We start from the raw sequence: 26,189 nt of genomic DNA on the forward strand, positions 1-26,189 counted from the left end.
CGCCTAACCGACAATATCGATCAACTGCTCGCGCTGCGCTCCCGTCAGCATCGGACCGAAACCGGCACCGGCATTTTCCGCCATGTAACGCGGGTTGCCGGTACCAGGGATGACGCAGGTCACCGCCGAATGCGTCAGCAGGAACTTGAGCGCCAGCTGCGCCCAGCTGTTGACCCCCACTTGCGCGGCCCATCCCGGTAGCGGTTTGCCCTTCAAGCGCGCGAGCAAATCACCGCCGCCGAAGGGCCGATTGCAGATCACCGCCACGCCGCGTTCGCGACACAGTGGCAGGATGCGTTTCTCGACGCCGCGATCGTCCAGGGCATAGTTGATCTGCAAGAAGTCCAATGGCTCGGCCTTGAGTACCGCTTCCACCTCGTCATACGCCGACGCGGTGTAATGGGTGATGCCGATGTATCGAATGCGCCCTTCTTCCTTCCATTTGCGCAAGGTCGGCAGATGGGTTTTCCAGTCCAGCAGGTTGTGAATCTGCATCAGGTCGATCCGGTCGGTCTGCAGCAGTTTGAAGGACTGTTCCATCTGCGCGATGCCTTCTTCGCGGCCACGGGTCCACACCTTGGTGGCCAGAAACGCCGGCGAGCGCGGTTCATGAATCGACAGCAATTCACCGGTCGTCTGTTCGGCGCGACCGTACATCGGCGAACTGTCGATCACCTTCCCGCCTCTCTCGAACAACGCGCGCAACACAGCAGGCAGCTGCTTGTAGGCGGGGCTTGAAGGCTCGACATCAAAGCCGCGATACGTGCCCAGCCCAACGATCGGTAGTAGTTCGGCGCTGGATGGAATGGCCCGGGTCAGCATGTTCTTGCCTCCTGTTTCGCTCGACGGCGTGGATGCTGCAAAAGCCGGATCGAAGGTGAAAACCGCCGAAGCACCGGCAGCCAGCGTGAGTATTTTTCGACGCGTGTAGCCATCAGTGTGGCTCATGGAATTGCCCTTCCACATTTTTGCTGTCAGCCACGGTCCACCGCACGTCTCGCGCCGCACGCACGAGCCTTGCCACATCAGCATAGCTACCGGCGACCATTCGCCCCTCAACAAGCACCGCGATCTGTAGCAGCTGCCGAGCCCGCGAGGCTGCGTTCGGCTGCGAAGCAGTCGTAAAACCTGAGTTTGCGGTCTTCCTGAAACACCGCATCGTCTGATTTCACGACTGCTTCGCAGCCGGACGCAGGCTTCGCCAGCTGCTACAGATCGCGTTACGGCTTAACAGCCTCAGCGCCGCTTTTTCGCAGGGCGGGACGTTGAGCCATTTAACAGCGATGGGCATGGGTGCCCTCCCGGTGCGTCGCGCTCTCGGTCTACTACACTCTGACAGCAATCAAGCGATAGCCGTCTTCAGGCCAGAGCCGTCAATGCCGCCCACTAAAGTTAGCCGAATGCCACGAATCCTGGTGTCAATCGTCGTCATCGTCGCCGTCGTGTACCTGGCGCTTTGCGCTGCGCTGTTCGTGTTCCAGCGCGCCCTCATCTACTTCCCGCAACCCCGCGCTGTCGGCACCTCGGCCACGTTGCTCACGTTGTCCGTCGACGATGCGCAGGTGCTGGTATCCGTCAGGCCGCACGAGGGGCCCAAAGCGTTGATCTATTTCGGTGGGAATGCCGAGGACGTCTCCCGGAGCCTGCCTTCGTTTTCCGAAGCCTTTGCCGATCACGCCGTCTACTTGCTGCACTACAGAGGCTACGGTGGCAGCTCTGGATCGCCCTCCGAGGAGATGATTTCGCGCGACGCCATGACCTTGTTTGACCTGGTCTACGCCACCCATCCACACATTACGGTGGTCGGTCGCAGCCTGGGCTCGGGCGTTGCCGTGCGCCTCGCCAGCCAACGCCCGGCGGCGCGTCTGGTGCTGATCACGCCCTACAACAGTGTTGAAGAACTCGCCGCCCGGCAGTTCCCCATCTTCCCGGTGAAGTGGTTGCTCAAGGACACCTTTGAATCATGGAAGTACGCCGCCCATATCACAGTGCCCACGCTGTTGATCGCGGCTGAGCACGACGAAGTGATACCGCGTTCCAGCACAGAGCGGCTCTTCACGCATTTCGCCAAGGGGGTGGCGTCGCTGAAGGTCATACCGGGTACGGGGCACAACTCGATATCCGAGAGTCCCGAGTACCTCAAAGTGTTGGGCGATGGTTTGTAAGTGGCGGTGTTCGACTAGCGCAGCGATCGGAACGCCGTGCGAAGTTCCTCGGTAAAAAGCTGCGGCTGTTCCCAGGCCGCGAAGTGGCCGCCCTTATCAGCCTGGTGGAAGTAGATCAGGTTGCTATAGGCGCGCCGGGCCCATGTTTCTGGCGGGCAGTAGACATCCTCTGGAAACACGGTGACAGCCACCGGCAGCGAAATCTCGGTGGTCTTCTGTGCGGCCGAAGAAAGCGGGCTTCGCCCCATGTTCTCCCAGTAGAGCCTGGCTGCCGAAGCGGCGCTATTCGTCAGCCAGTAGAGGGTGATGTCGTCCAGCACCTCATCCTTCGTTGGCGACTGTTGGGGGTCGGCGCCGTATGTCCACCGGGCAAAGCCTGGATGCACGAGCAGGAGCGCGGCGAGGAAGGCCGGTGAATCCGTCGCGCCGTAACCGATCATCTGCGGCCGCGCGGCCATCATCGCGCTGTACGCCAGATTCCCCTGTTTGACGAGCGTGGCGACGGCGTCATAGGTCGCCCGTTCCTTCTCGGTAAATCCCGCCGGCGCCGGTCCGCCGACAGCAAGCGCCGCGCTCGCTTCCGCCGGTATCGTGGCGGGCAGGTTAAGGTGAATGCCGCGCAATCCGGCTGGCGCCTGGCGCGCCATCGCGCTGGTAATGGGGGCGCCCCAGTCGCCACCCTGGGCGACGTAGTGGGTGTATTCGAGGCGCTGCATCAGCTGCGCCCAGACCCGCGCGATGTGGTCCGGATCCCAACCGATACCACTCGGTTTGCCGGAGAAGCCGTAGCCTGGAATGGACGGAATCACCACATCGAATGCATCTGCCGCATTGCCCCGTAGGCGGTCGGATCAGTGAGTGGACCGACGACTTTGATGAACTCGAACACCGAGCCTGGCCAACCGTGGGTCATGATCATCGGCAGAGCGTTCGGGTGGGGGGAGCGCACCCAGATAAAGTGGATCTCGACCCCGTCGAGGGTGGTCACGTACTGCGCCAGATTATTGAGCTGCGCCTCGGCCTTGCGCCAGTCGTAGTCCGTGCCCCAGTAGCGAACCAGTTCCTGCAGTTGTGCCAGTTGCGCACCCTGTGATCGATCGGAAACCGTCTCTTTGTCCGGCCAGCGGGTCGCCGCGATACGGTTGCGCAGATCGGCGAGTTCCTTGTCCGCAATATTGACGTGGAAGGGCTGAATGGCCTTGGGATCGGCGGTGGGAGCGGCGCTGGCGAGGGCCGAGACGCAAAGCGCGAGGGTCGCTATAGCGACCGCGAATGTGTGCTTCATCTTCATACCTCAGCTGAGGTGAGAATGGCGTGGGCGGAGGTCGGGCGGTGCAAGGCGCCCTTTACGATCTCGACGTAAAAAGGTTAGACAATCCCGGACGTTTTCACACAGCCTGAAACTGGTCATTCATGCTTGATCACTGAACGCTTGCCGCGTTCCAGACAGCAAAACGCCCTCCCCGGCCGCAGACGCAGGGAGGGCGAACGGCGTTGATGGATCAGATCCGGAAACTGCCCACCAACTGTTTCAAGCGAGCCGCCTGCTGCTCCAGATCGGAACAGGCCCGCAGGGTTGAATGGAGGTTCTCCACGCCGTCCTGATTCAGGGTGTTGATTTCTCTAATGTCCCTGTTGATCGACTCGACCACAGCGGTTTGCTCTTCCGTGGCCGTGGCAACCGATTGGTTCATGCCATCGATCTCGCCGATTCGCAGGGTCACACTGTTCAAGCGCTCGCCAGCCAGGTTGGCGATCTCCACGCTTTCCAGGCTGTGCCGCTGGCTCTGACTCATGGTGCTGACCGACTCGCGGGCGCCGATTTGCAGTTCTTCGATCATCGTCTGCACCTGCTGCGCCGATTCCTGGGTGCGATGGGCCAGGTTACGGACTTCATCGGCGACCACCGCGAAACCGCGCCCTGCTTCACCGGCTCGCGCCGCTTCAATGGCGGCGTTGAGCGCCAGCAGGTTGGTTTGCTGGGAGATGCTGGTGATCACTTCCAGGATCTGCCCGATGTTCACCGTTTTGCTGTTGAGGTTCTCGATGTTGCCGCTGGAAGTGCCGAGCATCCCGGACAACGTGTTCATCGCCTGGATGGTTCTTTCGACGACCTGCTGCCCCTCTGCCGCCAAGCCACGGGCATCGCTGGCCTGATGCGAGGCCTGGGCGGCGTTGCGGGCAATTTCCTGGGCGGCTGCACCGAGCTGGTTGATCGCGGCCGCCACGCTGTTGCTGCGACTGGACTGCTCGTCGGAGTTGAGCATCGACGAATTGGAAGCGCTGACCACCCGCAGGGCCACTTCGTTGACCTGTTCCGTGGCCGAGGAGACCTCGCGGATCGAACCATGAACCCGTTCGACAAAGCGGTTGAACGCCGTACCAAGGATGCCGAATTCGTCCTGTGTCTGGATGCTCAGGCGCTTGGTCAGATCGCCCTCACCTTCGGCGATGTCCTGCATCGCCCGGGTCATCACTTGCATGGGTTGCATCAGGAAGCGAATCAGCAGGCTGAGCAAGCCAATAATGATCAGCACCGCGATCACCGTGGCGATCAGGGCTGAATCACGAAATTCGCTGAGCATCGAAAACGCCTTGTCCTTGTCCACGGACAATCCGATGTACCAGTTCAGTGACGGCAAGCCTTTGATCGGCGCAAACGTGACGATGCGGGTTTTACCATCGACCCGGACTTCACTGATATCGCTGCTGATGCGCGGGGTCTCTTGCGGATAAACATCCTTGAGCGTTTTCATCACCAACGCTTTGTCCGGGTGGACCAGAATCTTGCCGTCGGTGCTGACCAGAAAGGCATAACCCATGCCGTTAAAGTCCAGGGCATTGATGCTGTCGGCAATCGCCTGCAGGCCCAGATCACCGCCCGTCACGCCCTGGATCTGCCCGGCCTTGCTGATCGCGTTGACGACGGTGATAACCAGGTTGCCGGTGGTGGCATCGATGTAAGGTTCGGTGACGGTCGGGCCGCTGCTGTTGACCGCGTCCTTGTACCAGGGGCGGGCACGAGGGTCGTAGCCCGCCGGCATCTTGGCGTCCGGATAAGTGATGAACTTACCGTCCTTATCTCCCACATAGGTGGCGATAAAGGTCGATGCCAGGGCTTGTTGCTTGAGCAGAAGCGTTATGTTTTCCGCCGCCGGGTTGATCGCCACCGACTGTGAAAGGTTCTCCATCAGCAACACCCTGCCATACAGCCAATTGGCAATATTGCTCGCGGTGACACCCCCCATTTCGTGCAGATAACTGTCCAGGTCCTTACGAATAGCGCTGCGCTGCAGAGAGTCGTTGTAGACCGTGAATAACCCGAACGCGGCGATGACAATCAGAGAAACGGCCAGCAGGATCTTGTGGCTGAACTTCAGGCTATTACTCATGGTTAATCTGCAGCCCGGGTCAGCAGCGCAAGGGTGCGCTCGAATCGGTCCAGCCCTTCCACGATGTCCGCCTCGGACACAATCAAACTGGGGGCAAAGCGCAGTACATCGGGGCCGGCCTGCAACAGGATCAACCCCTGCCCGGCCGCCGCATTCAGCACTTCCTTCGCTCGCCCGCGCCAGCCGTCAGTGAGCACGCAACCGATGAGCAACCCCAGCCCGCGGATTTCGTTGAACACACCGTATTGCTCGGCCATTTGGGCCAGGCGAGACTTGAACTGTGCTGCGCGTTGCTTGACGCCATCGAGCAGGACCGGGTCGCTGACCAGGTCAAACACCGCCTCGGCCACCGCACAACCCAGCGGGTTACCGCCATAGGTGGTGCCATGAGTGCCCGGCAGCAGATGTTTCGCCAGCCCTTCGCGGGTCAGCATCGCGCCAATCGGGAACCCGCCTCCCAGACTCTTGGCACTGGTCAGGATGTCCGGTTCAACACCGTAATGCTGATAAGCGAACAACTCTCCAGTGCGTCCCACGCCGGTCTGCACTTCGTCGAAGATCAACAGCGCATTGAATTGATCGCAGAGCTTGCGGGCACCTTCCAGGTAAGCGCGTTCAGCCGGGAGCACACCGCCCTCGCCCTGGATCGGCTCAAGGACCACCGCGCAGGTTCTGTCCGAGATCGCGTTCTGCAGTGCCTCCAGATCATTGAAAGGCACATGGCTGATCCCTTCAATTCTCGGGCCGAAGCCATCGGAGTATTTAGGTTGGCCGCCCACGCACACGGTAAACAGGGTGCGGCCATGGAAGCTGTTCAACGCGGCGATGATTTCAAACTTGTCCGCGCCATAACGGTCATGGGCGCCCCGTCGTGCGAGCTTGAATGCCGCTTCATTGGCCTCGGCTCCCGAGTTGCAGAAGAACGCCCGGTCGGCGAAGGTCGCCTCCACCAGCTTGCGCGCCAGGCGCAATGCAGGCTCGTTGGTGAATACGTTGGAGACATGCCAGAGCTTGTTCGCTTGCTCCGTCAACGCACTGACCAGTTTCGGGTGGGCATGGCCGAGCACATTGACGGCGATCCCACCGGAGAAATCGATCAGCTCTCGGCCACTCTGGTCCCAGACCCGTGATCCTTCTCCACGGACCGGAATAAACGGCGCCGGTGCGTAGTTGGGCACCATGAAACGATCGAAATCGCCACGATCGACCGACGCTTGCTTCTGGTGCTTTGGCAAATGCACTTCGGCCAACATGCAGCGGGCGCTGCCGCCGCCAATCAGTTCGATCGTATCGATGTTTACCGGCAAGGGCTTGGCATGTCGCTCAATGAGTTGGCGTTGCTCGGTGTTCAAAGAACACCAAGCCGTGCGCGACATCACCAGGATCGGCTCGCCCTTTTGGTTGTGAACTTCCAGCATGTTGCCTGCAAACGACTCGAGCTGTTCCCAGGTCAGTGCCAGGATTTCCTTGCCACTGGCTCGCAGCTGAGTTTCAAGTTCGGCGCGCTCCTGAAGATTGCTGACAGCTTCCAGGCAGACCACCGCGAGACAAGTACCGACGCTCATCATCACGTTGGTGTGATAGATCGCCACGCCTTCGCGGTCAACGGCACTGAAGGCGCATAAACGGTACCCGAGATGCTCGACAAACTGGCGCAGAGCATCGACATGAGTGCGAGCCGAGTAACCTGCGTAACAGATACGCTGAACGCGATCGAGCACCATGCTGCCGGTGCCCTCCAGGAAAAGTTCCTGCTGCTCCAGCTCGGTAAAGTCGAACACGTGTTCAATCGAATAGTCCTGCAGCAACGCTTCCAGAACGCCCTTGTCACGCTCCAGCCGACGGTTCTGTCCCTGCATCGGATACAGCACCAGCGTGCCATCGGCATGACTGCTCCACCAGTTGTTGGGGAAGATCGAATCGGGTGTATGAGGGGACGCACTGTCCTGGGCCACCAGCACTTCGACCCCTTGCTCGCGCAATACCGCTACATAGCCATCAAACTCTTCGAGGGCCTGAGCTTGCGCCTGATCCTGCGGCAATGAGCACTTCTGAAATCGATTGTTCGCGGCGGTATCAACGTTAAAGGAGAAGCGCGAAGGTCGAATCATCAACACGGTATTAGTCGTTTGCATGGGAGCCTTTCAAGAAAAGGAAGTGAGTGCGGTTATTCTCCGTCCTCCCCTGCGGCCGACTCGGCTGTTATCCCATTGGCGCTCGACTCAGAATGTTGAAAGTTTTACCTCGGCAGCCGATTCCGCTCTTGCTGAAATGGACGCTCATTACCGATGCCCATCAAACGAAAATCACTGAGCAGATGAAATAAACCCTCGGTCGTTTAAGCCCTTTTTACAGCGTCATCCGCTGCGCGGGCCGCCTAACACCACATAAACAAACGACGCCTTTGCATAAAAATTCCATGGCTGTTCGCTCAATGCCTGATGGACCTGGCTGATGCCAAATCCACGCCAGCATGGGGCCTTTCCTCATCCAGTATGGAAGACTCGATATGCCACGTTTTATGCTCAGTACGCTGACGCTCGCCCTGGCCTTGACGGCAATGATGCCGGTGGTCAATGCCGCCCCTTTGCTCGATCCCACACCTGAACATCCTCGCGCCGACAATCAACCAGGCCAGGCCAACACCTGGCTGGAGATTGATCAGGCTGCCTTTGAGGGAAACATCGCCAAGCTCCAGCAACGGCTGGCGGGTAAAAGCCAGATGTGCGCCGTGATGAAAGCCGACGCTTATGGAAACGGCATTGGATTACTGATCCCTTCCGCCATTCGGATGGGTATCACCTGTATCGGCGTGGCGAGCAACGAGGAGGCGCGTGTTGCACGGGCAAAAGGCTTCAAGGGACGTCTGATGCGTTTGCGCAGCGCGACCGTTGAAGAAGTCGAGCATGCACTGCGCTACAACATCGAAGAACTGGTCGGCAACCTGGAGGTTGCACGCCAGCTCAATGAACTGGCCACCCGCAAGGGCGTGAAGCTGCCGGTTCACCTGGCGCTGAATTCCGCGGGCATGAGCCGCAACGGTCTGGAAATGAGCACGGCTGAGGGGCAACAACAGGCGGTGGATCTGACCCGGCTGGATCATCTGAATATCGTCGGAATCATGACCCACTTCCCGGTCGAAGAACGAGAGGATGTTCTGAAGGGGCTGGCCACATTCAAGGAGCAGTCCGGCTGGCTGATCGAACACGCCAAACTGGACCGCAGCCGGATCACCCTGCACTGCGCCAATACCTTCACCACCCTTGAGGTGCCGGAAGGTTGGCTGGACATGGTTCGCCCGGGGGCAGCGCTCTATGGCTACCCGGTGGGTGGGCATAACGAGTTTCAACGGGTGATGCAGTTCAAATCGCGGGTCGCGGCGGTCAACGCCTACCCGGCGGGCAGTACGATCAGCTACGACCGCACCTTTACCCTGAGCAAAGACTCGCTGATCGCCAACATCCCGGCCGGCTACTCCGACGGGTATCGCAGAGCGTTCTCCAACAAGGCTTCAGTGTTGATTCACGGTCAACGCGCACCGGTAATCGGCAAGGTCACCATGAACACACTGATGATTGACGTCAGTGGCATCAAGGGCGTGCAGCCGGGAGATGAAGTCGTTCTGTACGGCAAGCAAGGTGATGAAGAGATTACCCAAACTGAGCTTGAGACCATCAACGGCGCGTTGTTGGCGGACCTTTACACGATCTGGGGCAACTCCAATCCGAAAGTATTGAAGACCAAATAAGGGAAACAAAAGAAGGTGCGCAAGCACCTTCTTTTTTGCCCTGACTCAACCGTTGTCAAAGTCCCGATCAGCTTTGCTCAAAGTGGTCTCGCAAGTATTCAGCCGCTTCATCCGAGGCTTGCTTGACGTGCTTTGTCATCAACGCAACCGCCGCTTCCACATCTTTTGCCCGGTACGCCGCGAGGATCGCCCGGTGCTCGTCCTGGCTATCAATCCCCGCTGACCGTAGCTGCATGTAGATATGCGTATAACGCTGCGCGACGGTGTGCGCACGGATGATCATATTTTCCAGATGCTTCATTTGCGCAGGCGCATACAGCGCCGTATGAAGCGTGAGGTTCCATTGACTGCTCAAGATCGGATCGTGAACTTTCTCGAACTCATCGATGATGCGTTCGACTGCATCAAGCTGCTCGGGTGTCGAAAGCGGTACCGAATGGCGGACGGCCAGCGGCTCTAAAACCGCTCGTAATTCAAAGCACTCATTCATTTCATGCCGGGAGGGCTGCGTCACCATGAAGCCGCGGTTTGGCAGGAACTGGACCAACCCCTGACCTTCAAGCTCGCGCAGCGCTTCGCGTACCGGCACCTTGCTGGTGTTGAGTTCGGTTGCGATCAGGTCCTGACGCAGAGGCTCGCTGCCGGACAGCGCGCCGGTAACGATGGCTTCCCTGATGACCGCGGCAACAAATTGAGGCGCGGACACACGGGCCAGCGGGATCAGACCTGCAATGTATTTCAGTGGTGATGGGTTAGACATATGACACTAAGTGGCCAGGAGCGATTTAAAGGCGTGTCTGTGTTTGGCAGATACGAGCAACAACAGCATTATGCACAACCGTATACGATTATACGAAAACGAACAAGGACGGCATCTTCAGCTTCGCCCCGTTCGACCTGCAGTCTTCCAGCCCTCTCCCCATTCATCTGAAATCCAAGCCTCATTCATCGCTTTGTTGTTGTCGTTGGCGAATCAGTAATCGTATACTTTCTACAGTAGGAAGGGATTGGTAACACCCTGGTAAGCCGTTTGCGATCAGGTCCTCGTCCCTCTTGCGCCATCTGCAACCACATCAGGACAACCACCGTGATCAACATAAAAAATGTTTCCAAGTGGTACGGCAACTTTCAGGTACTGAGCGACTGCTCGACCGCGATACAAAAGAGTGAAGTCGTCGTGGTGTGCGGCCCTTCCGGCTCTGGCAAATCAACGCTGATCAAAACGGTCAATGCACTGGAGCCCTTTCAGAAAGGCGAAATTGTCGTCGACGGCATCAGCCTCTCGGACCCGAAAACCAACCTGCCCAAGCTACGCAGCCGGGTTGGCATGGTGTTTCAGCACTTCGAATTGTTTCCACACCTCTCTGTGACGCAAAACCTGACGCTCGCCCAGATGAAGGTGCTGGGCCGTGGCCAGGACGAGGCACTTAAAAGGGGTCTGAAGATGCTCGACCGTGTTGGCCTGAGCGCCCATAAAGACAAATTTCCAGGACAACTCTCAGGTGGCCAGCAGCAGCGTGTGGCAATTGCTCGTGCTTTATCGATGGACCCGATCGTGATGCTGTTTGACGAACCCACCTCGGCCCTGGACCCGGAAATGGTCGGCGAGGTTCTAGACGTCATGATCAAGCTGGCAAACGAGGGCATGACCATGATGTGCGTCACCCACGAAATGGGCTTCGCGAGGAAGGTCAGTGACCGTGTGATTTTCATGGACGCGGGGAAAATCATTGAAGATTGTAAAAAAGAAGAGTTCTTTGGCACCCCCGAAGCACGCTCCCCGCGTGCCAAGGATTTCCTGTCGAAAATCCTGCAACATTGATCACCAGGCGTCGCCAGGGGCGTGTCCAGACGCTCCTACCAACGCAACTCGAAAGCATTTTTCGCGCCCGGCTGAATGCTGCTGCCCAAGCGTGCGCACTCGCGAGAAAGGGTGTCGTGCAGCCATTGACGGTCATCCCCTTCGGCGCGACAGATGCTAAATCGATGGAGGCGGGTGGGTATCAGGTCCAGCGACTGCAGGTGCCCGCCCGGGTCCAGCGAGGCAAAGTAGAGAAGCCCCAGATCGCCGCGAAAGGCTGTGTGGCCCTCGATGCCTTCGTAATCGTTCAGTAGATCACCGCAGCCATAGAGAATCAGGCGTTCGTGGTACACCTCGATGCCCTTGACGTGGTGCGAGGAATGCCCGTGCACCACGTCAACTCCGGCCTCGTCGATCAAGGCATGGGCGAACCGGACCTGCTCGCGCGGGATATCGAACCCCCAGTTGCCGCCCCAGTGAATGGAGGCGACCACCCGATCCCCCGGATTTTTACCCGCGAGAATCCGTTTGGCCACAGGGCGCAGGCTTTGCATCGACAAATCCTCCAGTCGCGCGACGCCCGCGCGCCTATCCGTGGCGGCCCAGTCCGGCGCAATACCGCTGTCGGGTGCACCGAGGCCAAACACCAGCAAGCGCCGCCCGCCAGGCTGCGGCAGCACGGCGGGCGCTTCGGCAGATTGCCGATTGTGCCCGGCGCCGGCGCTGCACATACCGTTTCTCGCCAGGGTATCTAACGTATCGGCCAGGCCGGCTGCCCCCCAGTCCAGCACATGGTTGTTGGCCAGCACGCAGCAGTCGATGCCGGCTGCGCTGATGGCTGGGAAGTTCTCCGGGCTCATGCGGTAATTGATGCCCTTTGGCTCCGGTCGTCCGCGGCGGGACACCGCAGTTTCCAGATTGATGATGCGTGCGTGTGGCCGGCGAAGTTCGAACTCTTCCAGCGCAACGCCCCAGACATAGGTGAAATCGACTGGGCATGGAATCGAGCCACTGAGTCTTTCTGCCAGCCGGACGTAGTCGCCGGCATTCTTGACATAAGATTCGTAAAGCCGCGGATCGCCAGGATGCGGCAGTACTGAGTCGATGCCGCGGGCGGTCATCACGTCGCCGGAGAGAAACAGCTTCAGCGTATCGGTAACAGCTGCCATGGCACCCTCCCGGATATCCCGAATGACGCAAACCGGGGACAGTCCCCGATTAGCTCACCTGCGGCCCCATCACAACGATCATCATGTCTCAACTATAGCCAGGTGGTGCTCTCAGATCATGGCCAAAAAATAAGCCGGGGGATGTTTCCATCAGCCGGCTTATTATTACGTTGAAATGCGTAGCACTACTTCTGTACCTCTTCTCAGTTGTTCTTCATGTGCAACTGATAAAGCTCATTGGCAATGGCGATATCCTCCAACCCCAACCCGATTGAACGAAAGAATGTATGGCGCTCGGGATCGGGCAGTCGGGCAACTCCCGTCAGAAGTTCGGGCAAGTCTCCGCAAATACTCTCGGGCAACCAGCCAAGCTGGTCTTTTGCCATGCGCATTTCCCCTGCACTGTCGGGCGTTGTAACCCGGTAATCGCAATAAACATTCATGTTCAGCAGGGATTCAGGCGGTACTTCGTGCGCCAGTGGAGCATTGGTGCAAATGGACGTGATCAGCGCTGGCTTTTTGAGCACGGCAGGATCAAGCACCGTTCGACCGGCCGAGGTGCACAGCAGGATGACATCCGCATCATCAACCGCACTGGCGAGTTCAGTATGAATGCTGACGCGTGGATCGATATCCCGTAGTCCCTGCTGCTCGGACGCGGGTAGAGCGTCAATATTGGGTGAAAACAACCTGATATCCCCCCACTCGCGCAGTGCCGAAACATGCCGGACATGCGCCTGGCCCAACCGCCCTACTCCCACCACGGCCAGCTTGCTGACATGTGCGGGCGCGAGTAAATCGACGGCGAGCGCTGTGGTTCCCGCCGTTCGCTCAACCGTCAGTTGCCCCGAATCACAGAGCAAGCGAGGTTGACCGTCATCCATCGACATCATCAACGTCCAGGCCGTGACCAAGGCCCCTTCCGGACGCGGGATATAGGGTGAGAGCTTTGCACCAAAGACCCGCTCCTCGGCAAGCGTTCCGAGGTAGCTGATAAAGTTGCCTTGCCCGTTGGGAAACGGATTTCGCAGTTGTGGCGGTTGCACAGCCTTTTCCTGTCCCAGCGCCAGGAACATACGACGCAATGCAGACAGTACATCAATCTGATCAATCAGTTTGGCCACTTGAATTGAATCCAATACGGCAATGTCATTTTTCATCGAATACATTCCTTCATAGAGCCTCTGACAGAAAATCTAAAACGTCGAGATGACTCAATTCGAGTTCATGGGTATAAACATTAAAAAAACGAAGTGAATAGCTTAAGCGACCAGGAGAGCTGTTATTTCGTACAAAGTACGACCCAGTACAACCAACTTCTAAAGACAGGCGACTACATCGATTTCAATATCAAACGGAAACGGCCAGGGTTTGACTGCAACAAAAGACCGTACGGGTGGATTTTCAGGGAAATACTTGCGATACACGGCATTCACGTCATCCATCATCGAAGGGTCCGTGACAAAGATCGTGGTTTTCACCACGTTATCGAGGCACGACCCTGCCGACTCAAGAACAACTTTCATCACCCGCAATACAGCGTGAGTCTGTTCAATAATCGTGCCTCGAACAATATTCCCGGTCCGCGGATCGAGCGGCGGCAGCCCGCAGGTATAGAGCATCGAACCGGAGCGAATCAGCAAAGAGGTCGGTGTATTCAAACGTCTGAGCGCGTCAGATAAAAACGGTACTTCGATGATTTCTTTCATGGAGGCGTCCATTATTGAAACAGGCGGGTTCTACGCTCACGTTCAATCGACGCGACGTAGTGTTGGATATACATGCAAATAACGAAGTAGATGACGCCGACAAACAGATAGAGCTCCTTATAGAACCCTTGCCAGTTTTCGTCATAAAGGCTTGATCTTGCCGACCCAAGCAAATCGAAAAGTCCGATGATCATCAACAGCGAGCTGTTCTTGACGAACGCGATGGCGATGTTGGCAATCGGTTGCAGCGAATGGGCGATGACTTGCGGCAAAATGACGTAGGCATGACTGCCCCAATAGCCAAACCCCAGGCTTGCCGACGCTTGGCGCTGACCGACTGAAAGTGCTTGCAGGGCACCGCGCAAGGCTTCGGAAAAGTAAGCGGCGGTAAACAGCGAGAGACCGATACCTGCCCGAAAAAGCTTGTCGAAAATAAGCTCGTCCGGAAGTATCAAGGGAATGATCGCAAAGGTCATGAAGACAATAGTGATCGCCGGAACACTGCGAATGAGATCGACATAAAGTCGGCACGGAACAGAGATAAGCGGCATCTCCGACCGACAACCCAACGCCAGCAGCACCCCCAGAGGGAAGGCACACACAAGGCCAGCAATGCTGATCAGCAAGGTGATCGGGAGTCCACCCCAACGCGCCCGATCCACGGACTCAAGACCGAACAGCCCGCCACTCATCAATAGATAACCAATCAGCGCGGCCAGTACCCACAGCGCGATGGCCACGGTGTGATGACGGACCCGAAACAAACACCAGAGCGCAACTGCAGCGATCAATGCAACGAAAGTGATTGGACGCCAAAGCGATTCTGGAGGATAGGCCCCGAACAGGATGAGATTGAGCTTGGTGCCGATGAACGCCCAACAGGCGCCGCCGTTCTGGTGGCATAACGCGGCGTCGCCGCTAAAGGTTGCATCAAGCACCAACCATTTGAAGATACTTGGGCCTACCAGAACCACGCCCCAGAGAAACAATGCGCCGAACACAATCCGGCTGGGCAAACCTGAGCCCAGGCCTTTCAGGCGCTGGATGATGGTCAAGGGTGCGGCAATTGATACTTGGGCACCATTATTCAGATCACCAGACATAATGTTTCTCCCAAAGACCGATTACCCGCGTCGTAATAATGTTTACCGTGACGTAAACCAGCATGAAAATGCTGATCAACTCGATGGCCTGTCCGGTTTGATTCATGGCGGTATTGCCCGCCGAGACCAATTCCGGGTATCCCACGGCAACACCCAGCGAACTGTTTTTCATCAGGTTCAGTAGTTCACTGACCACCGCCGGCATCGCGATCCGGAAGGCTTGTGGCATCACGATGTAACGCAGCACGCCAAAGTGCGTCAGGCCCAGCGCATAACCCGCTGCAATCTGTCCCTGGGCGATGGACTGCACGGCCCCACGGATCGCTTCGGCTATATAAGTGCCCGTGTACACAGAGAGCCCGATGAACATACTCATGAACTCGGGTGAAAAGTGCCCGCCGCCACCGATTGAGAACTTGCTTGCAGTGGGCCATTCAAATGTCATTTGCCCGGACCACAGGGCATAACCGGTGGACACAACAGCAATCACGCTCAGGACTATCAGCAAGGCTCCCGGGTTTTTCAGCGCGCTGCCACCGGTCCTCACGCTTCTCAAGAGAAACGCCACGAGGGTGCAAAAGATCGCGACGATCGCCGTCAATGCGAAGGGGGTTGGCCACGGGAAATTGATCCCGCGATTACTGATGAACACGCCTGGTACAGGCTCCAGAGCCTCCCGGACCACCGGTAAACCGTAAGTAAAAACAGCGAACCAGAAGAACAACTGCAACAGCAGCGGCGTATTGCGGATCGTCGAGACATACACTTTGGCCATTCGTCTGGCCAGGCCGAATTTGGACAACTGGGCCAGCGCCGCCAATACCCCGAGCAGCACGGAGAACACAATGGAGCAAAGCGCCACTTTCAGCGTGTTCGAAAACCCCGCGAGCAAAGCGTACGCATATGACTTGTCACCGCTGAAAGCGATCATGCTTTCGCTGAGGTCGAAGCCGGCACGAGTCCACAGAAAGCCGAACCCGGTATTGATCCCTTTTTGTGTAAGGCGCTCGTTGATCACGTGCCCGAAATACCAGACCGCAATCACCACAACCGTGAGTACTGCAAGCTGGACCAACACCGTGACCGCCCGGTGCTGGTGTTTAACTGCACCCTCTCTTGCCGACATGACCTTCACCTCTCGTTTCTGATTCGCCGTCTATGCGGCGTTTGAGCCATTCACATCACGGATCAGAAAAGCGGGGCGTACAGCAGACCACCGTCCGACCACAGCGAGTTCTGGCCACGCTTCATCTGCAACGGCGTGTTTGCACCCACGTTGCGCTCGAAGATTTCTTTGTAATTGCCTACCGCGGAGATGACATTGATAACCCAGTCATCTTTGAGGCCCAGACCTGCCCCCACACCTGGCGTTACACCCAGAAGGCGCCGGATGTCTTCGTTGTTGCTGGTGAGCATTTGTTTAACGTTGTCTTTGGTGATACCGAGTTCTTCTGCTGTAAAGGTTGCAAAGACCGTCCACTTGACGAGGTCTGCAAAATGCTTGTCATCACCCCGGACGACGGGCCCCATTGGCGATTTCGAGATCACATCAGGAAGGATGGCGTAGTTTTCAGGATTGCCCGAGTTGAGCCGGATAACCGCCAGCTGCGATACATCGCTGGTGATCACATCACAGCGGCTTGCGAAAAAGGCCGAGAAGAATTCAGTCCCGCTTTCGATCACCACAGGTTTGAACGAGATCTTCAGTTTGTCGAAGAAGTTGCGAACCACATACTCGCTAGTCGTGCCCTGCTGAATGCAGACCGTCGCGCCATCAAGCTCTGCCGCCTTGGTGACGCCCAGTTTCTTGTTGATCAGAAAGCCTTGGCCGTCGAAGAAATCCACCACCGGAAATTGCAGCCCCATCGTGGTGTCGCGCGTCAGGGTCCAGGTGCTGTTCCGCGAGAGGACATCCACTTCGCCATTCTGCAGTGCCGTGAAACGCGCCTGATCGGACAGCGGGACAAACTTGACCTTGGGCTTCTCGAAAATCGCTGCCGCAAAAGCTTTGCAGAAATCCGCATCAAACCCCTGCCAATCACCCGCGCTGTTGGGCGCGCCAAAGCCGACCAGGCCAGGGTGCACACCACAGACAAGCACTCCACGCTCGCGAATTTTCGACAAGGTATCGGCCTGTACCGGTGCAGACATTGCCAACGAAAGCCCCAGGGCTGCTGCGGTAGATGCGAAAAGAACTCTTAGACGTGTCATCAGCTTCTCCACTCGGTAGAAAGTATACGATTTGAAGTTATATGACTTTAAACGATGCTGTCAAGCGACGGCCGATGCTTATCTAAGATGATTTTGATCTAGAGGCGGTAACCCGCTGGACGGTAGGAATTGGGGCGATGATCGCTACCGCATTCCTTGCTGTCATGGGTGAAACGCTGAGTCCACCCTTGCGATGATGGAAGGCTGCGACGCGCAAGAAGACAATAAAACATGATGGCGGGTGAGTGACTTCGAGCTACGAATAAGCACCAATCACCCACTTAACTTTTTCAAGCGCCTCACGCAGTGCGCCCATCTCTGCTGACCCCAGCGCCAAGCGAATCGCATGCGGGACATGAGCAGAAGTGGCAAAAGGCTCAGCGGTTGAAACCGCGACTTTTTCACGCAGCAGCGCCGCCGCGATCTGGTCTGCCCTCGCATCTTCAGACAAAGGCAGCCAAAGAAAATAGGACGACGGGTGGCGAATACATGGAAGGCCCGCCAGCACTTCTGCGGCCATGGTTTGCCTGGCCTGAGCATCCTGACGTTTTTCAGCTTCCAGCTGCATGACCGTGCCATCGTCGAGCCACGTGCTCGCGATCGCCGTCAGCACGCCCGGGGTATTCCAGGTGGTCGCCCTGATCGTTCGCTCCAGCGCGGGCACTTTTTCGGCCGAGGCAGCGACGAAACCTACACGCAGTCCGGTGGCCACACTCTTGGAGAGCCCTGAAACGTAAACGGTCCGCTCGGGTGCGAGTTGCGCTAACGGTGCCGGCGGGTCCTCGGCAAGGAAAGCATAGGCGGCATCCTCGATGATGAGCAAGTCATGCCTGCGCGCGATCGTCACCAGCGACTCGCGCTGATCGGCACTCATCACCCACCCCAGCGGATTGTGCAGCGTCGGCATCGAGTACACCGCCCGCACGCGGCGACTCCGGCACAGACGGTCCAGCGCCTCCAGATCAGGGCCCTGTTCGGTCACGGGAAGGGGCACGATTTCAAGGTGCAAGGCTTCGGCCAGCACGATGAATCCTGAATAGGTCAGCGCATCCGCTGCAATCACGTCACCGGGTTGCAGCAGCGCCATCATCGTCACGGCCAGTCCATGCTGGGCACCGCTGACCATCAGCACTTGCTCGGCATCCACCGTCAGCCCTCGGGCGAGCAAATGGCGCGCCACCGAGGCGCGCTCATGCAGACGCCCGGCGTGTGGCTGGTAGCGCAACAGGGACTCCAGATCACCGCCCGAGGCGAGTTGGCGCAGCGCATTTCGCAAGAGTTCTGCCTGCCCTGGCAGCGAGGGATAGTTGAAGTTGAGGTCGGTCATTCCCACGGCAACGTTTTTCTGGTCGATGCCCAAGCCCGGCGGCAACGACGTCTCCCGCACGAACGTGCCTCGCCCCGTCTCGCCGCTGACCAGGCCCATGGCTTCGAGCTCTGCATAGACCCGACTGGCGGTGACCAGCGCCAGCCCTTCTGTCGCCGCGAGTTGACGATGCGTCGGCAAGCGCGTGCCTGGCAACAATCGGCCTGACCGGATGTCAGCCGCAAAAGCATCCACTAATGACTTGTACCGTGAGCGAGGCATGTCGAGATGTATCCATGACAATTTTTTGATTGTAGTGATCGTCGATCATACGATGGATCTCTGCAAATTGAGAGTGCCCTCAGATGGAACGGACCCTGCAAAACCCAACGACGGAAAAGACCGCGAGCGGCTGGCTCAACGGGTTTATCGGTGTGCTGATTTTCAGCGGCTCGCTGCCGGCCACACGGTTGGCCGTGCTGGAATTCGACCCGGTTTTCCTGACCGTTGCCCGAGCGATGATTGCCGGACTTCTGGCGCTGTGCATGCTGGTGCTGTTTAAAGAAAAACGTCCCGCCAAGCGTCAGCTTTTGCCCTTGGTGATCGTGGCAATGGGCGTTGTAGTAGGGTTTCCGCTGCTGACGGCGCTGGCGCTGCAGTACGTGACGTCGGCTCATTCGATCGTCTTCGTTGGCTTGTTGCCACTCGCCACTGCGGTGTTCGGCGTGTTGCGCGGCGGGGAGCGTCCCCGGCCGGTGTTCTGGTTCTTCTCGGTGCTGGGCAGCGCGTTGGTCGTGGGATTTGCCGTCTCGCAAGGCCTGACCGCCTCTCCGACCGGCGACATTCTCATGCTGCTGGCCATCCTCGCCTGCGGGCTGGGTTATGCGGAAGGCGCAAAACTTTCAAGAACACTGGGAGGCTGGCAGGTGATCTCTTGGGCTTTGCTGCTGTCGCTGCCCGTTATGGTCCCGCTGACCTGGTTTCTGGCCCCTGCTTCGTTCTCGGGAATTACCCCATCCGCGTGGCTCAGCCTGGCTTACGTATCGATCTTCAGCATGCTGGTCGGTTTCGTATTCTGGTACCGCGGGCTGGCCCAAGGGGGGATTGCCGCCGTCGGCCAGCTTCAGCTGCTACAGCCGTTTTTTGGTTTGGCGCTGGCGGCCACGTTACTTCACGAACACGTCAGCATCGGCATGCTGGGGGTTACCGTCGCGGTGATCCTTTGCGTGGCCGGGGCGCGAAAGTTTTCGAAGTGAGTGGGCGCGACAAGCGCTGCTGCCAATTACCGGCATTGGCGCGCTGACATTCTTCTTCAGAATCGAACTGCACATGGGCCGATACCGGGCTGACGAGAACGTCTGCTTCGCTTAACGCAATGGCGGTCAACTCGAGCATGCGCTCGCCCTGCCCGCTGGCCAGCGCCTGATCCTTGTTGGCCTGTGTATCGAAGACCCAGATGACCCGCAGACTGGAAGGAAACAGATCGTAATCGACCTCGTGGGTCAGCCAGCAGAACCCGACGACTTCCGCTTTGGCCGTCTCACACGCCTCAGTCAGGGTGGCCACCAGGCGTCGCTCGATGTTCGCCTGATCGCGCTTGCTTAACGGCATGGCTGGGTCCTTGTGACGGGTAAAAAGAAGCCATCATACGACACCTCCATGTCCTCTTTGGCGGACGTCCTGCGCCCAGCGCAAATATGTCTCTTGCGCCCGTGAACCTTGTGTTGAAGCGCCAGTCATAGCCGAGCCGTGAATTCCACTTGCCCGCTCAGAGCTATTCATCCATGCGCCAAACCCTCCTGTCCGTTCGCGTTGCCTCGCTCTGTTTCATTCCTCTGTTTTCCCTGTTCGCCAACCCCGCCCACGCCGGTGCCGAAAGGCAGTTGGTGGAAGCCATCAACGACTACCGCGCTCACCCCGATCGCTGCTTGGGGCGCGCGGGTCGAGCGTTATCGCCGTTGGCATTGAAGTCGAACCTGGCCTTGCCGATCGGCTATGGCGGCGGTTTGCGCGATCGATTGAAAGCGTCCGGCTATCAAGCGGTGACAGTGCGCACGATTCGCGTGGTCGGTGCGCAGGATGCCGATGAGGCCTTCGACATGCTCCAGAGCGATTACTGCGGGGCTTTGCTCGATACCCAATATGCCGACATTGGCGTCAGTCGCGCCCGGAGTGAGTGGCAGGTGGTGCTGGCGCAGCCCGTGCTGGACAGTCGTGTGGGCGATACGCGAGCCGTCAGCAAAGCGTTGCTGGCACAGGTCAATGCAGCACGCTCAAAACCGCGCCTCTGCGGTCGTCAGCGCTTCGCCGCCGCACGGCCATTGGCCTGGAACGCAGCCCTGGGCGCTGCGGCGCAAGGGCATAGCAAGACGATGGCCTACGGCAACTACTTCGCACACCAGGATCCCGACGGTGACATGCCCGCAGACCGGGCCAGAGCCGCTGGTTTCCGTGGCCGGCAGATCGGCGAGAACATCGCTGCCGGCCAGGGTTCACCGAGCAAGGCCATGTCGGGCTGGCTGGCCAGCCCGGGGCATTGCGCCAACCTGATGAATCCGATGTTTACCCAGATGGGCGCAGCCTATGCGGCGGACGCACGCAGTGATAGAGGCGTTTATTGGACGATGTTGTTTGGCGCGCCTTGAGTGATTGAGCGGCGCCTTACTTGGGGCGCTGCACCGCCCTCACCTTCCCACTGCCACCGCCGCCGCAGAAAAACTGATCGCCGCCGTCCGATTCAAGCCCCGATACCCCGACGCCGGCCGGCAGCTTCACGCTTTCCAGCACTTCGCCGGTGGTCGAATCGATATGGCGTAACTCACTCTCGTCTTCTTCCCAGGTGCCATGCCACAGCTGCCCCTCGACCCAGGTCACCCCGGTGACAAAGCGGTTGGATTCAAGGGTGCGCAGAATCACGCCAGTCTCGGGATCGATCTGATGAATCTTGCGATCCCGATACTCGCCGACCCACAGTGTCCCTTCCGCCCACGTCAGCCCTGAGTCGCTGCCGCCAGGCGCCGGAATAGTCGCGAGTACACGGCCGGTCTGCGGGTCAATTTTCTGGATGCGGTCCTCGGCGATCTGGAACAGGTGCTGGCCGTCGAAGGCGGTGCCGGCATGGGCGGCGACATCGATTGAACGCAGTGTCTTGCCACTTTCAGGGTCCAGGGCGTTGAGTTTGTCACCGGTGGCAAACCACACGCGTTGGCCGTCCCAGGTGACGCCATGCACTTTGTCGACACCGGCAAAGGGTCCATATTCACGAAGGATTTTGGCTGCTGACTGTTTCATGTTGGCATTCCTCGTTACGGGTGGGTGACGTTCATCCTAGTCACCCGGCAGTGGCACCGGGAGTAACAAGGTCGTCGCGAAACCCGGCACCGGCGGGGTCATCCAGCGACGCGTCCGGCCGCGACCGAACGACTGTACCTTGCCCGCGCGGGCCAGTTCCTCGAGTGCCCGTTGCACCGTGCGCTGGCTGGCGCCGAGGGCCAGGGCCAGGGCCGAGCTCGACCACGACTCACCGTCGACGAGGAAAGCGAACACCGACCCGTGCTTCTCTTCGACGTGTGGCGCCAGCACCACAACGTCAGAGGCAACCAGCGCCACCAGAGCAAAACCACGTTGGGTTGCAGTGACGCCGGCCAAGGGTTTAAGCGCCGTACGCAGTCGCCCGATTTCGACTCGCAACCGCGCGCGAAGGGACTCATCGGCGTGCTTCAAACGAAAGGCCCGGGCAATCAGCGTTTCCCTCGACACGTCGGCCGGCCACGCTTCGGCCAGTGCCCGAGCGAGGGCGAACAAGACCGGGCGTGTGGCGAGGGAGATCGACATGCCGGCGCCACGCACGACGTAGCGACAGGCGTCCACGACCAGCGACGTGGACGCGAGCAACGCTTCAACCTCATCCAGCAACAGCGGCCGTTCTTCGCCATAGGCAATCAAACGCGCGACGGGCGTGTCCAGGACAAGGGCAGCGTTTTCCACCTCGGCCGTCAGCGCAGGAATATCGGCGTCGCGCGCGGCGTGCTCGGCCCTTGTGAGTGCAGACCGCGCCTTGTTCGTCTCGAGTCGCCGCATCGCGATTCCCGCCACGACCAGTTCGTGGGCGGCGCGCAATGCCGGCGGCAAGGGCGCAGGATCAAGCTCGGCGAGCAGCACGTCGGCCTCTTCGAGATGCCCGATCAGCAGCAAACGCCGAATCTGCAGATACCGCGCATGAGCAGCGTTCACTCGATCGCCGTGCGCCTCAAGCGACACCCGCGCCGACTCGAGTGCCTTCACCGGCCAGCCCAACTCCCGGGAGGCCAGCGCGATCTCGGCCTCGGCGACCACACATCGCGCCCGAGCCAAGGCCTCCTTCGGCCCGAAGGCCCGCGCCGCCCTCTGCACCAGCGCCTTGGCTCGCACCAGATCACCGAGTTGCGCCATCGCAATCCCGCGCAACGCCAGCGCCGGCGCATCGTCGCGCAACGCGACCCGGTTCAGCGCGCCGAGCGGATCCCCCGCTGCCAGCGCCTGCGCTGCGGCCGTGATCAGCGAATCCATCGCAATCCCGCCACCGTTGTCACTCCCACCGTAGGATGTTCGCTGTTGAGTCTATCTCACGATGATCCATCACGAAGGAGGCCGCCCGACATTCGAATGTTGGGCGTGAGGAACGGCGCGCTTTTGCTTGCACAGCAAAACCACACACTCGCTGACGAAGGCCCCAGCCACCGCCAACGCCATGTCTTTCTGTGAATCCCAGGGATCGTTCTGCGCGCCGACGAAGGCACGCGAGGTGTCGTCGCCCAGGTAGGCGCCACCAATCCATTCAACCATTTCGTAAATGGCCGACGTCGACAGAATGATGTTCAACGCCATAAACACCAGCCAGAAACCCCGCAACGGTGTGAGTCGCACCAGCACTTCTCGAATGGGATAAACCATCAACAACCCGTAACTCAGATGGACCAGCCGATCAAAATGATTGCGATGCAGCCCCAGCGCTTTATCGAGGCTGACCCCGGTCAAGGCTGAACACCATTGGTCGTACGGCACCTTGGCGTAGGTGTAGTGAGAACCCAGTTCGTGAATGCACAGGAAAACGAATACCAGGCTGATGGATATAGCCGACAGGCGAAACCGGCCGGAGACAGCCACCAGCGCGCCCACCAGGAACAGCACCAGCAAGTTTTCCAGTGCCCAATCCACTCGGCTGCGGGGTGAATAACCCGACACCACGACGATCAACACAAACAGCATCAGCAGCGTCAGGTCGTATCGCTGGTGTGCCTTCGGCTGCATGGTTTGAATTCCTCAGTCGGAGAATGACGAGAGCTCCTGAGTCCTTCTACATGGATCAACCGATTGCGAGTCCGGTTCAGGCACACCGACAAAAGGTGGCCCGTTTCATATGTAAAACAAAAGCCCTGTTTTTGCCCCGCTTCGCGTTACCTCAGCAAGCCCTCCTTCCTCGCCGTTTCCCATGGCATGCACCTTCGATGTGAAATTTCGTGCCATACAAGAAACCATGTTTCGTATATGAAACACGGCAAAAACTGCAAAACCTTCGCAACTCATTAATAAACAGGGATTTTCTAACAAAAATTCAACCTGGCATTGGGGTGGCATTGTTCATGCACTAACCACCGTATCACCTATAAAACAGACCAGAGACCCTTCCCAATGGCTGTGAACGAGATGTACGCCGTCGCCCCTCAATGGAATAAACCCGCTCCCAAGGAAGATCCGGAGCCCATCGAAATTGAATTTCGCAATGTCGGCAAATGTTTCCCGGCCAAAGGAAAATCCGAAGCGCCGTTTGCCATTCGCGAAGTCAATTTCAAGATTCGCCGCGGTGAAGTGGTGTCGATCATCGGCCCTTCCGGTTGCGGCAAAAGCACCATCCTCAACATGGGCTCCGGCCTCTATCGACCTTCCGAAGGTGAAGTGTTCGTCGGCGGTGAAGCGGTGACAGGTCCGGTTCGCCAAGTCGCTTTCATGTTGCAAAAAGACCTGTTGATGCCATGGCGCAGCATTCGTCGCAATGTCGAACTGGGCCTGGAAATTCAAGGTGTACCGGCCGCCAAGCGTCAGGCCGTGGCCAAAGATCTGCTCGATCGTTGCCACCTGCAAGGCTTTGCCGACCACTACCCGTTCCAGCTGTCGGGCGGCATGCGTCAGCGTGCGGCCCTGGCTCGTACCTTGGCCATCGACCCGCAGGTGCTGTTCCTCGACGAGCCGTTTTCGGCCCTGGATGCGCAGACCAAGATGATCCTGCAGCAGGACATGGCGCGGATGCTGTTCGATGAAAAGAAAACCGCCCTGTTCATTACCCATGACCTGATTGAAGCCATCGCCATGTCCGATCGGCTACTGGTCATGAGTGCCCGCCCGGGCACCATCATCGAAGAAATCACCGTCGACCTGCCGTTTCGCGACAACCCGCTGGAGCGCCGCAAGCTGCCGGAGATCGGTCCGCTGGCCGGTCGCCTGATGGAATTGCTGAAAGTCGGCGAAGACACCGAACTGCATTGATCAACGCCCTTGCGGCCATCAACCGATTCAGGAGTACGCATGTTCAAGTCTCTGTTTCAACGCTTCAGCCAGGCCAGCGGCATTGCGCTCGGCCTGGGCATGGCCTTCGCCGCGCAGGCACAGCCAACCGACGTGACTTATTTGTTGCCGGCGCCGCCGAACTCGCCGGCGTTCGCCCCGTGGATCATCGCCCAGCAAAAGGGTTACTACGCTGCCCAGAACCTGAACATGACCTTCATCGCAGCCAAGGGCGGTGTGGACGTGGCGAAGCAGATCGGTGCCGGTAACGCCATGCTCGGCGGTGCCCTCGGTGACACCCCGATTGTGGTGCGGGCCAACGGTATTCCGGTGCGCTCCGTCGCTGTGCTGGGCGCTGGCGGTGTGACCATGATTGCCACCAATGCCGCCGAAAATATCAACTCGATCACCGACCTCAAGGGCAAGACCATGACGGTGATGTCCTACTCGGACACCACCTACTACGCCTTGCTCGCCTCCCTTCGCAAAGCAGGGCTGAGCAAAACCGACGTGAACATCCAGGCGGCCGGCCCGTCGGGCGTCTGGCAGTTGTTCTCGGCTGACAAAGCCCAGGCGATGGCGGGCGTACCGGACTGGGTGGTCAACGCCGAAGAAGCCGGTGTGAAGATCAAACTGATCCCGCAATCGCAAATTTTCGAAAGCATGGCCCAGGCGATCCTCGCGTCGGACGACGCCATCAAGACGCACCCGGAGATTGTTCGCGGCGTGGTCCAGGCCACCCTGCAAGGCATGCGCGACATCATCCAGGACCCGCGCGCCGCTGCGGTCACCTTCGCCAAAGCTGTGCCCGCTTACGCCGGCAAGGAAGATTCGCTGGAGAAGGTCTTCAAGCTTTACGTCGAACACGTCTACGCCAACCAAACCGTACTGGGTCGCATCGATCCGGCGCGGCTGGAAGCGGTGCGCACGTTCTATGTCAGCGAAGGCATCGTCACCCAGGAACCGAAGCTCGACGACCTGTACACCAACCAGTTCATCGACACCCAAACAGCTGCGCAATAACGGCGAGTGACAACAAGGTAAC

General features: G+C 58.7%; 22 protein-coding genes and 2 pseudogenes. 7 read left to right on the top strand and 17 right to left on the bottom strand.

From position 1 onward, the window contains the following. Positions 1-3 precede the first annotated feature (3 nt). Positions 4-948: an aldo/keto reductase gene (locus tag ACSQ87_RS19465; protein ID WP_436274139.1), complete on the bottom strand. Its 945-nt coding sequence runs from the start codon at positions 946-948 to the stop codon at positions 4-6. Between the two features lie 428 nt (positions 949-1,376). Between ACSQ87_RS19465 and ACSQ87_RS19470 the strand changes: the two genes are divergently transcribed. Continuing rightward, complete coding sequence (locus tag ACSQ87_RS19470) at positions 1,377-2,165, top strand: alpha/beta hydrolase (RefSeq protein WP_436274140.1); 789 nt, start codon at positions 1,377-1,379, stop codon at positions 2,163-2,165. A gap of 14 nt (positions 2,166-2,179) precedes the next feature. Here the strand turns inward: ACSQ87_RS19470 and ACSQ87_RS19475 are convergent. The 4 genes and pseudogenes from ACSQ87_RS19475 to ctlX all read right to left on the bottom strand — a co-directional run. After that, positions 2,180-3,450, bottom strand: a pseudogene (locus tag ACSQ87_RS19475) (epoxide hydrolase family protein). Between the two features lie 217 nt (positions 3,451-3,667). After that, a complete protein-coding gene (locus ACSQ87_RS19480; protein WP_436274141.1) occupies positions 3,668-5,557 on the bottom strand; it encodes a methyl-accepting chemotaxis protein in 1,890 nt (629 codons plus the stop codon). A 2-nt stretch (positions 5,558-5,559) separates the two neighbouring features. Then, on the bottom strand, positions 5,560-6,810 hold the full coding sequence (locus ACSQ87_RS19485) for an aspartate aminotransferase family protein (protein WP_436275105.1): 1,251 nt from the start codon (positions 6,808-6,810) through the stop codon (positions 5,560-5,562). Beyond that, positions 6,805-7,692: pseudogene (gene ctlX / locus ACSQ87_RS19490) on the bottom strand (citrulline utilization hydrolase CtlX); the annotation flags it as partial. The pseudogene ctlX and the gene ACSQ87_RS19485, both read right to left, overlap by 6 nt. Positions 7,693-8,066: 374 nt before the next feature. Here ctlX and alr point away from each other — a divergent pair. After that, positions 8,067-9,305 carry an alanine racemase gene (gene alr / locus ACSQ87_RS19495; protein WP_436274142.1) on the top strand — a complete coding sequence of 413 codons (1,239 nt, stop codon included), beginning with the start codon at positions 8,067-8,069 and terminating at the stop codon, positions 9,303-9,305. A 67-nt stretch (positions 9,306-9,372) separates the two neighbouring features. Here the strand turns inward: alr and ACSQ87_RS19500 are convergent, their stop codons facing one another. Continuing rightward, positions 9,373-10,065: a GntR family transcriptional regulator gene (locus ACSQ87_RS19500; RefSeq protein WP_008157181.1), complete on the bottom strand. Its 693-nt coding sequence runs from the start codon at positions 10,063-10,065 to the stop codon at positions 9,373-9,375. A gap of 327 nt (positions 10,066-10,392) precedes the next feature. On the opposite strand from ACSQ87_RS19500, the gene ACSQ87_RS19505 reads away from it, so the two are divergent. Continuing rightward, entirely contained in the window at positions 10,393-11,127 is a 735-nt protein-coding gene (locus tag ACSQ87_RS19505) for an amino acid ABC transporter ATP-binding protein (RefSeq protein ID WP_007991043.1), read from the top strand. Positions 11,128-11,162: 35 nt separating this feature from the next. Here ACSQ87_RS19505 and ACSQ87_RS19510 read toward each other — a convergent pair whose 3' ends face one another. The 7 genes from ACSQ87_RS19510 to ACSQ87_RS19540 form a co-directional block, all read right to left on the bottom strand. After that, positions 11,163-12,275, bottom strand: a complete 1,113-nt coding sequence (locus ACSQ87_RS19510; RefSeq protein WP_436274143.1) for a CapA family protein — start codon at positions 12,273-12,275, stop codon at positions 11,163-11,165. Positions 12,276-12,478: 203 nt separating this feature from the next. Further along, positions 12,479-13,435 (bottom strand): ornithine cyclodeaminase family protein, encoded by a 957-nt coding sequence (locus ACSQ87_RS19515; RefSeq protein ID WP_436274144.1) that lies wholly within the window; start codon positions 13,433-13,435, stop codon positions 12,479-12,481. A 159-nt stretch (positions 13,436-13,594) separates the two neighbouring features. Then, entirely contained in the window at positions 13,595-13,984 is a 390-nt protein-coding gene (locus ACSQ87_RS19520) for a RidA family protein (RefSeq protein WP_436274145.1), read from the bottom strand. A gap of 11 nt (positions 13,985-13,995) precedes the next feature. Then, a complete protein-coding gene (locus ACSQ87_RS19525) occupies positions 13,996-15,087 on the bottom strand; it encodes an amino acid ABC transporter permease (RefSeq protein ID WP_436274146.1) in 1,092 nt (363 codons plus the stop codon). Beyond that, complete coding sequence (locus ACSQ87_RS19530) at positions 15,077-16,213, bottom strand: amino acid ABC transporter permease (RefSeq protein WP_436275106.1); 1,137 nt, start codon at positions 16,211-16,213, stop codon at positions 15,077-15,079. The genes ACSQ87_RS19525 and ACSQ87_RS19530 overlap by 11 nt, the downstream gene beginning before the upstream one ends. 62 nt (positions 16,214-16,275) lie before the next feature. Further along, positions 16,276-17,298, bottom strand: coding sequence for an amino acid ABC transporter substrate-binding protein (locus tag ACSQ87_RS19535; protein ID WP_436274147.1), 1,023 nt, complete (start codon positions 17,296-17,298; stop codon positions 16,276-16,278). 256 nt (positions 17,299-17,554) lie between these two features. Then, positions 17,555-18,886, bottom strand: coding sequence for a PLP-dependent aminotransferase family protein (locus tag ACSQ87_RS19540; RefSeq protein ID WP_436274148.1), 1,332 nt, complete (start codon positions 18,884-18,886; stop codon positions 17,555-17,557). An 83-nt stretch (positions 18,887-18,969) separates the two neighbouring features. Here ACSQ87_RS19540 and ACSQ87_RS19545 point away from each other — a divergent pair, with 83 nt between their 5' ends. Continuing rightward, entirely contained in the window at positions 18,970-19,860 is an 891-nt protein-coding gene (locus tag ACSQ87_RS19545) for a DMT family transporter (protein WP_436274149.1), read from the top strand. On the opposite strand, the gene ACSQ87_RS19550 is transcribed toward ACSQ87_RS19545, so the two are convergent. After that, positions 19,808-20,215 carry a hypothetical protein gene (locus ACSQ87_RS19550; protein WP_223431416.1) on the bottom strand — a complete coding sequence of 136 codons (408 nt, stop codon included), beginning with the start codon at positions 20,213-20,215 and terminating at the stop codon, positions 19,808-19,810. The genes ACSQ87_RS19545 and ACSQ87_RS19550 overlap by 53 nt on opposite strands. A 173-nt stretch (positions 20,216-20,388) precedes the next feature. Here ACSQ87_RS19550 and ACSQ87_RS19555 point away from each other — a divergent pair, with 173 nt between their 5' ends. After that, a complete protein-coding gene (locus ACSQ87_RS19555; protein WP_436274150.1) occupies positions 20,389-21,249 on the top strand; it encodes a CAP domain-containing protein in 861 nt (286 codons plus the stop codon). A 16-nt stretch (positions 21,250-21,265) separates the two neighbouring features. On the opposite strand, the gene ACSQ87_RS19560 is transcribed toward ACSQ87_RS19555, so the two are convergent. The 3 genes from ACSQ87_RS19560 to ACSQ87_RS19570 all read right to left on the bottom strand — a co-directional run bounded on the left by ACSQ87_RS19560 (position 21,266) and on the right by ACSQ87_RS19570 (position 23,893). Then, the gene (locus ACSQ87_RS19560; protein WP_436274151.1) at positions 21,266-21,895 is read right to left on the bottom strand and encodes a Vgb family protein; all 630 of its coding nucleotides are present in this window, start codon (positions 21,893-21,895) and stop codon (positions 21,266-21,268) included. Between the two features lie 36 nt (positions 21,896-21,931). Then, positions 21,932-23,152 (bottom strand): helix-turn-helix domain-containing protein, encoded by a 1,221-nt coding sequence (locus ACSQ87_RS19565; protein WP_436274152.1) that lies wholly within the window; start codon positions 23,150-23,152, stop codon positions 21,932-21,934. A gap of 69 nt (positions 23,153-23,221) precedes the next feature. Beyond that, complete coding sequence (locus tag ACSQ87_RS19570) at positions 23,222-23,893, bottom strand: DUF2238 domain-containing protein (RefSeq protein WP_436274153.1); 672 nt, start codon at positions 23,891-23,893, stop codon at positions 23,222-23,224. A 396-nt stretch (positions 23,894-24,289) separates the two neighbouring features. Between ACSQ87_RS19570 and ACSQ87_RS19575 the strand changes: the two genes are divergently transcribed. Both ACSQ87_RS19575 and ACSQ87_RS19580 read left to right on the top strand, forming a co-directional pair. Then, the gene (locus tag ACSQ87_RS19575) at positions 24,290-25,126 is read left to right on the top strand and encodes an ABC transporter ATP-binding protein (RefSeq protein WP_436275107.1); all 837 of its coding nucleotides are present in this window, start codon (positions 24,290-24,292) and stop codon (positions 25,124-25,126) included. Positions 25,127-25,165: 39 nt separating this feature from the next. Continuing rightward, positions 25,166-26,167: an ABC transporter substrate-binding protein gene (locus ACSQ87_RS19580; RefSeq protein ID WP_223431411.1), complete on the top strand. Its 1,002-nt coding sequence runs from the start codon at positions 25,166-25,168 to the stop codon at positions 26,165-26,167. Positions 26,168-26,189 lie beyond the last annotated feature (22 nt).

Origin of the sequence: Pseudomonas sp. LjRoot277 (genome assembly GCF_964253845.1) — a bacterium.
GTDB lineage: Bacteria > Pseudomonadota > Gammaproteobacteria > Pseudomonadales > Pseudomonadaceae > Aquipseudomonas.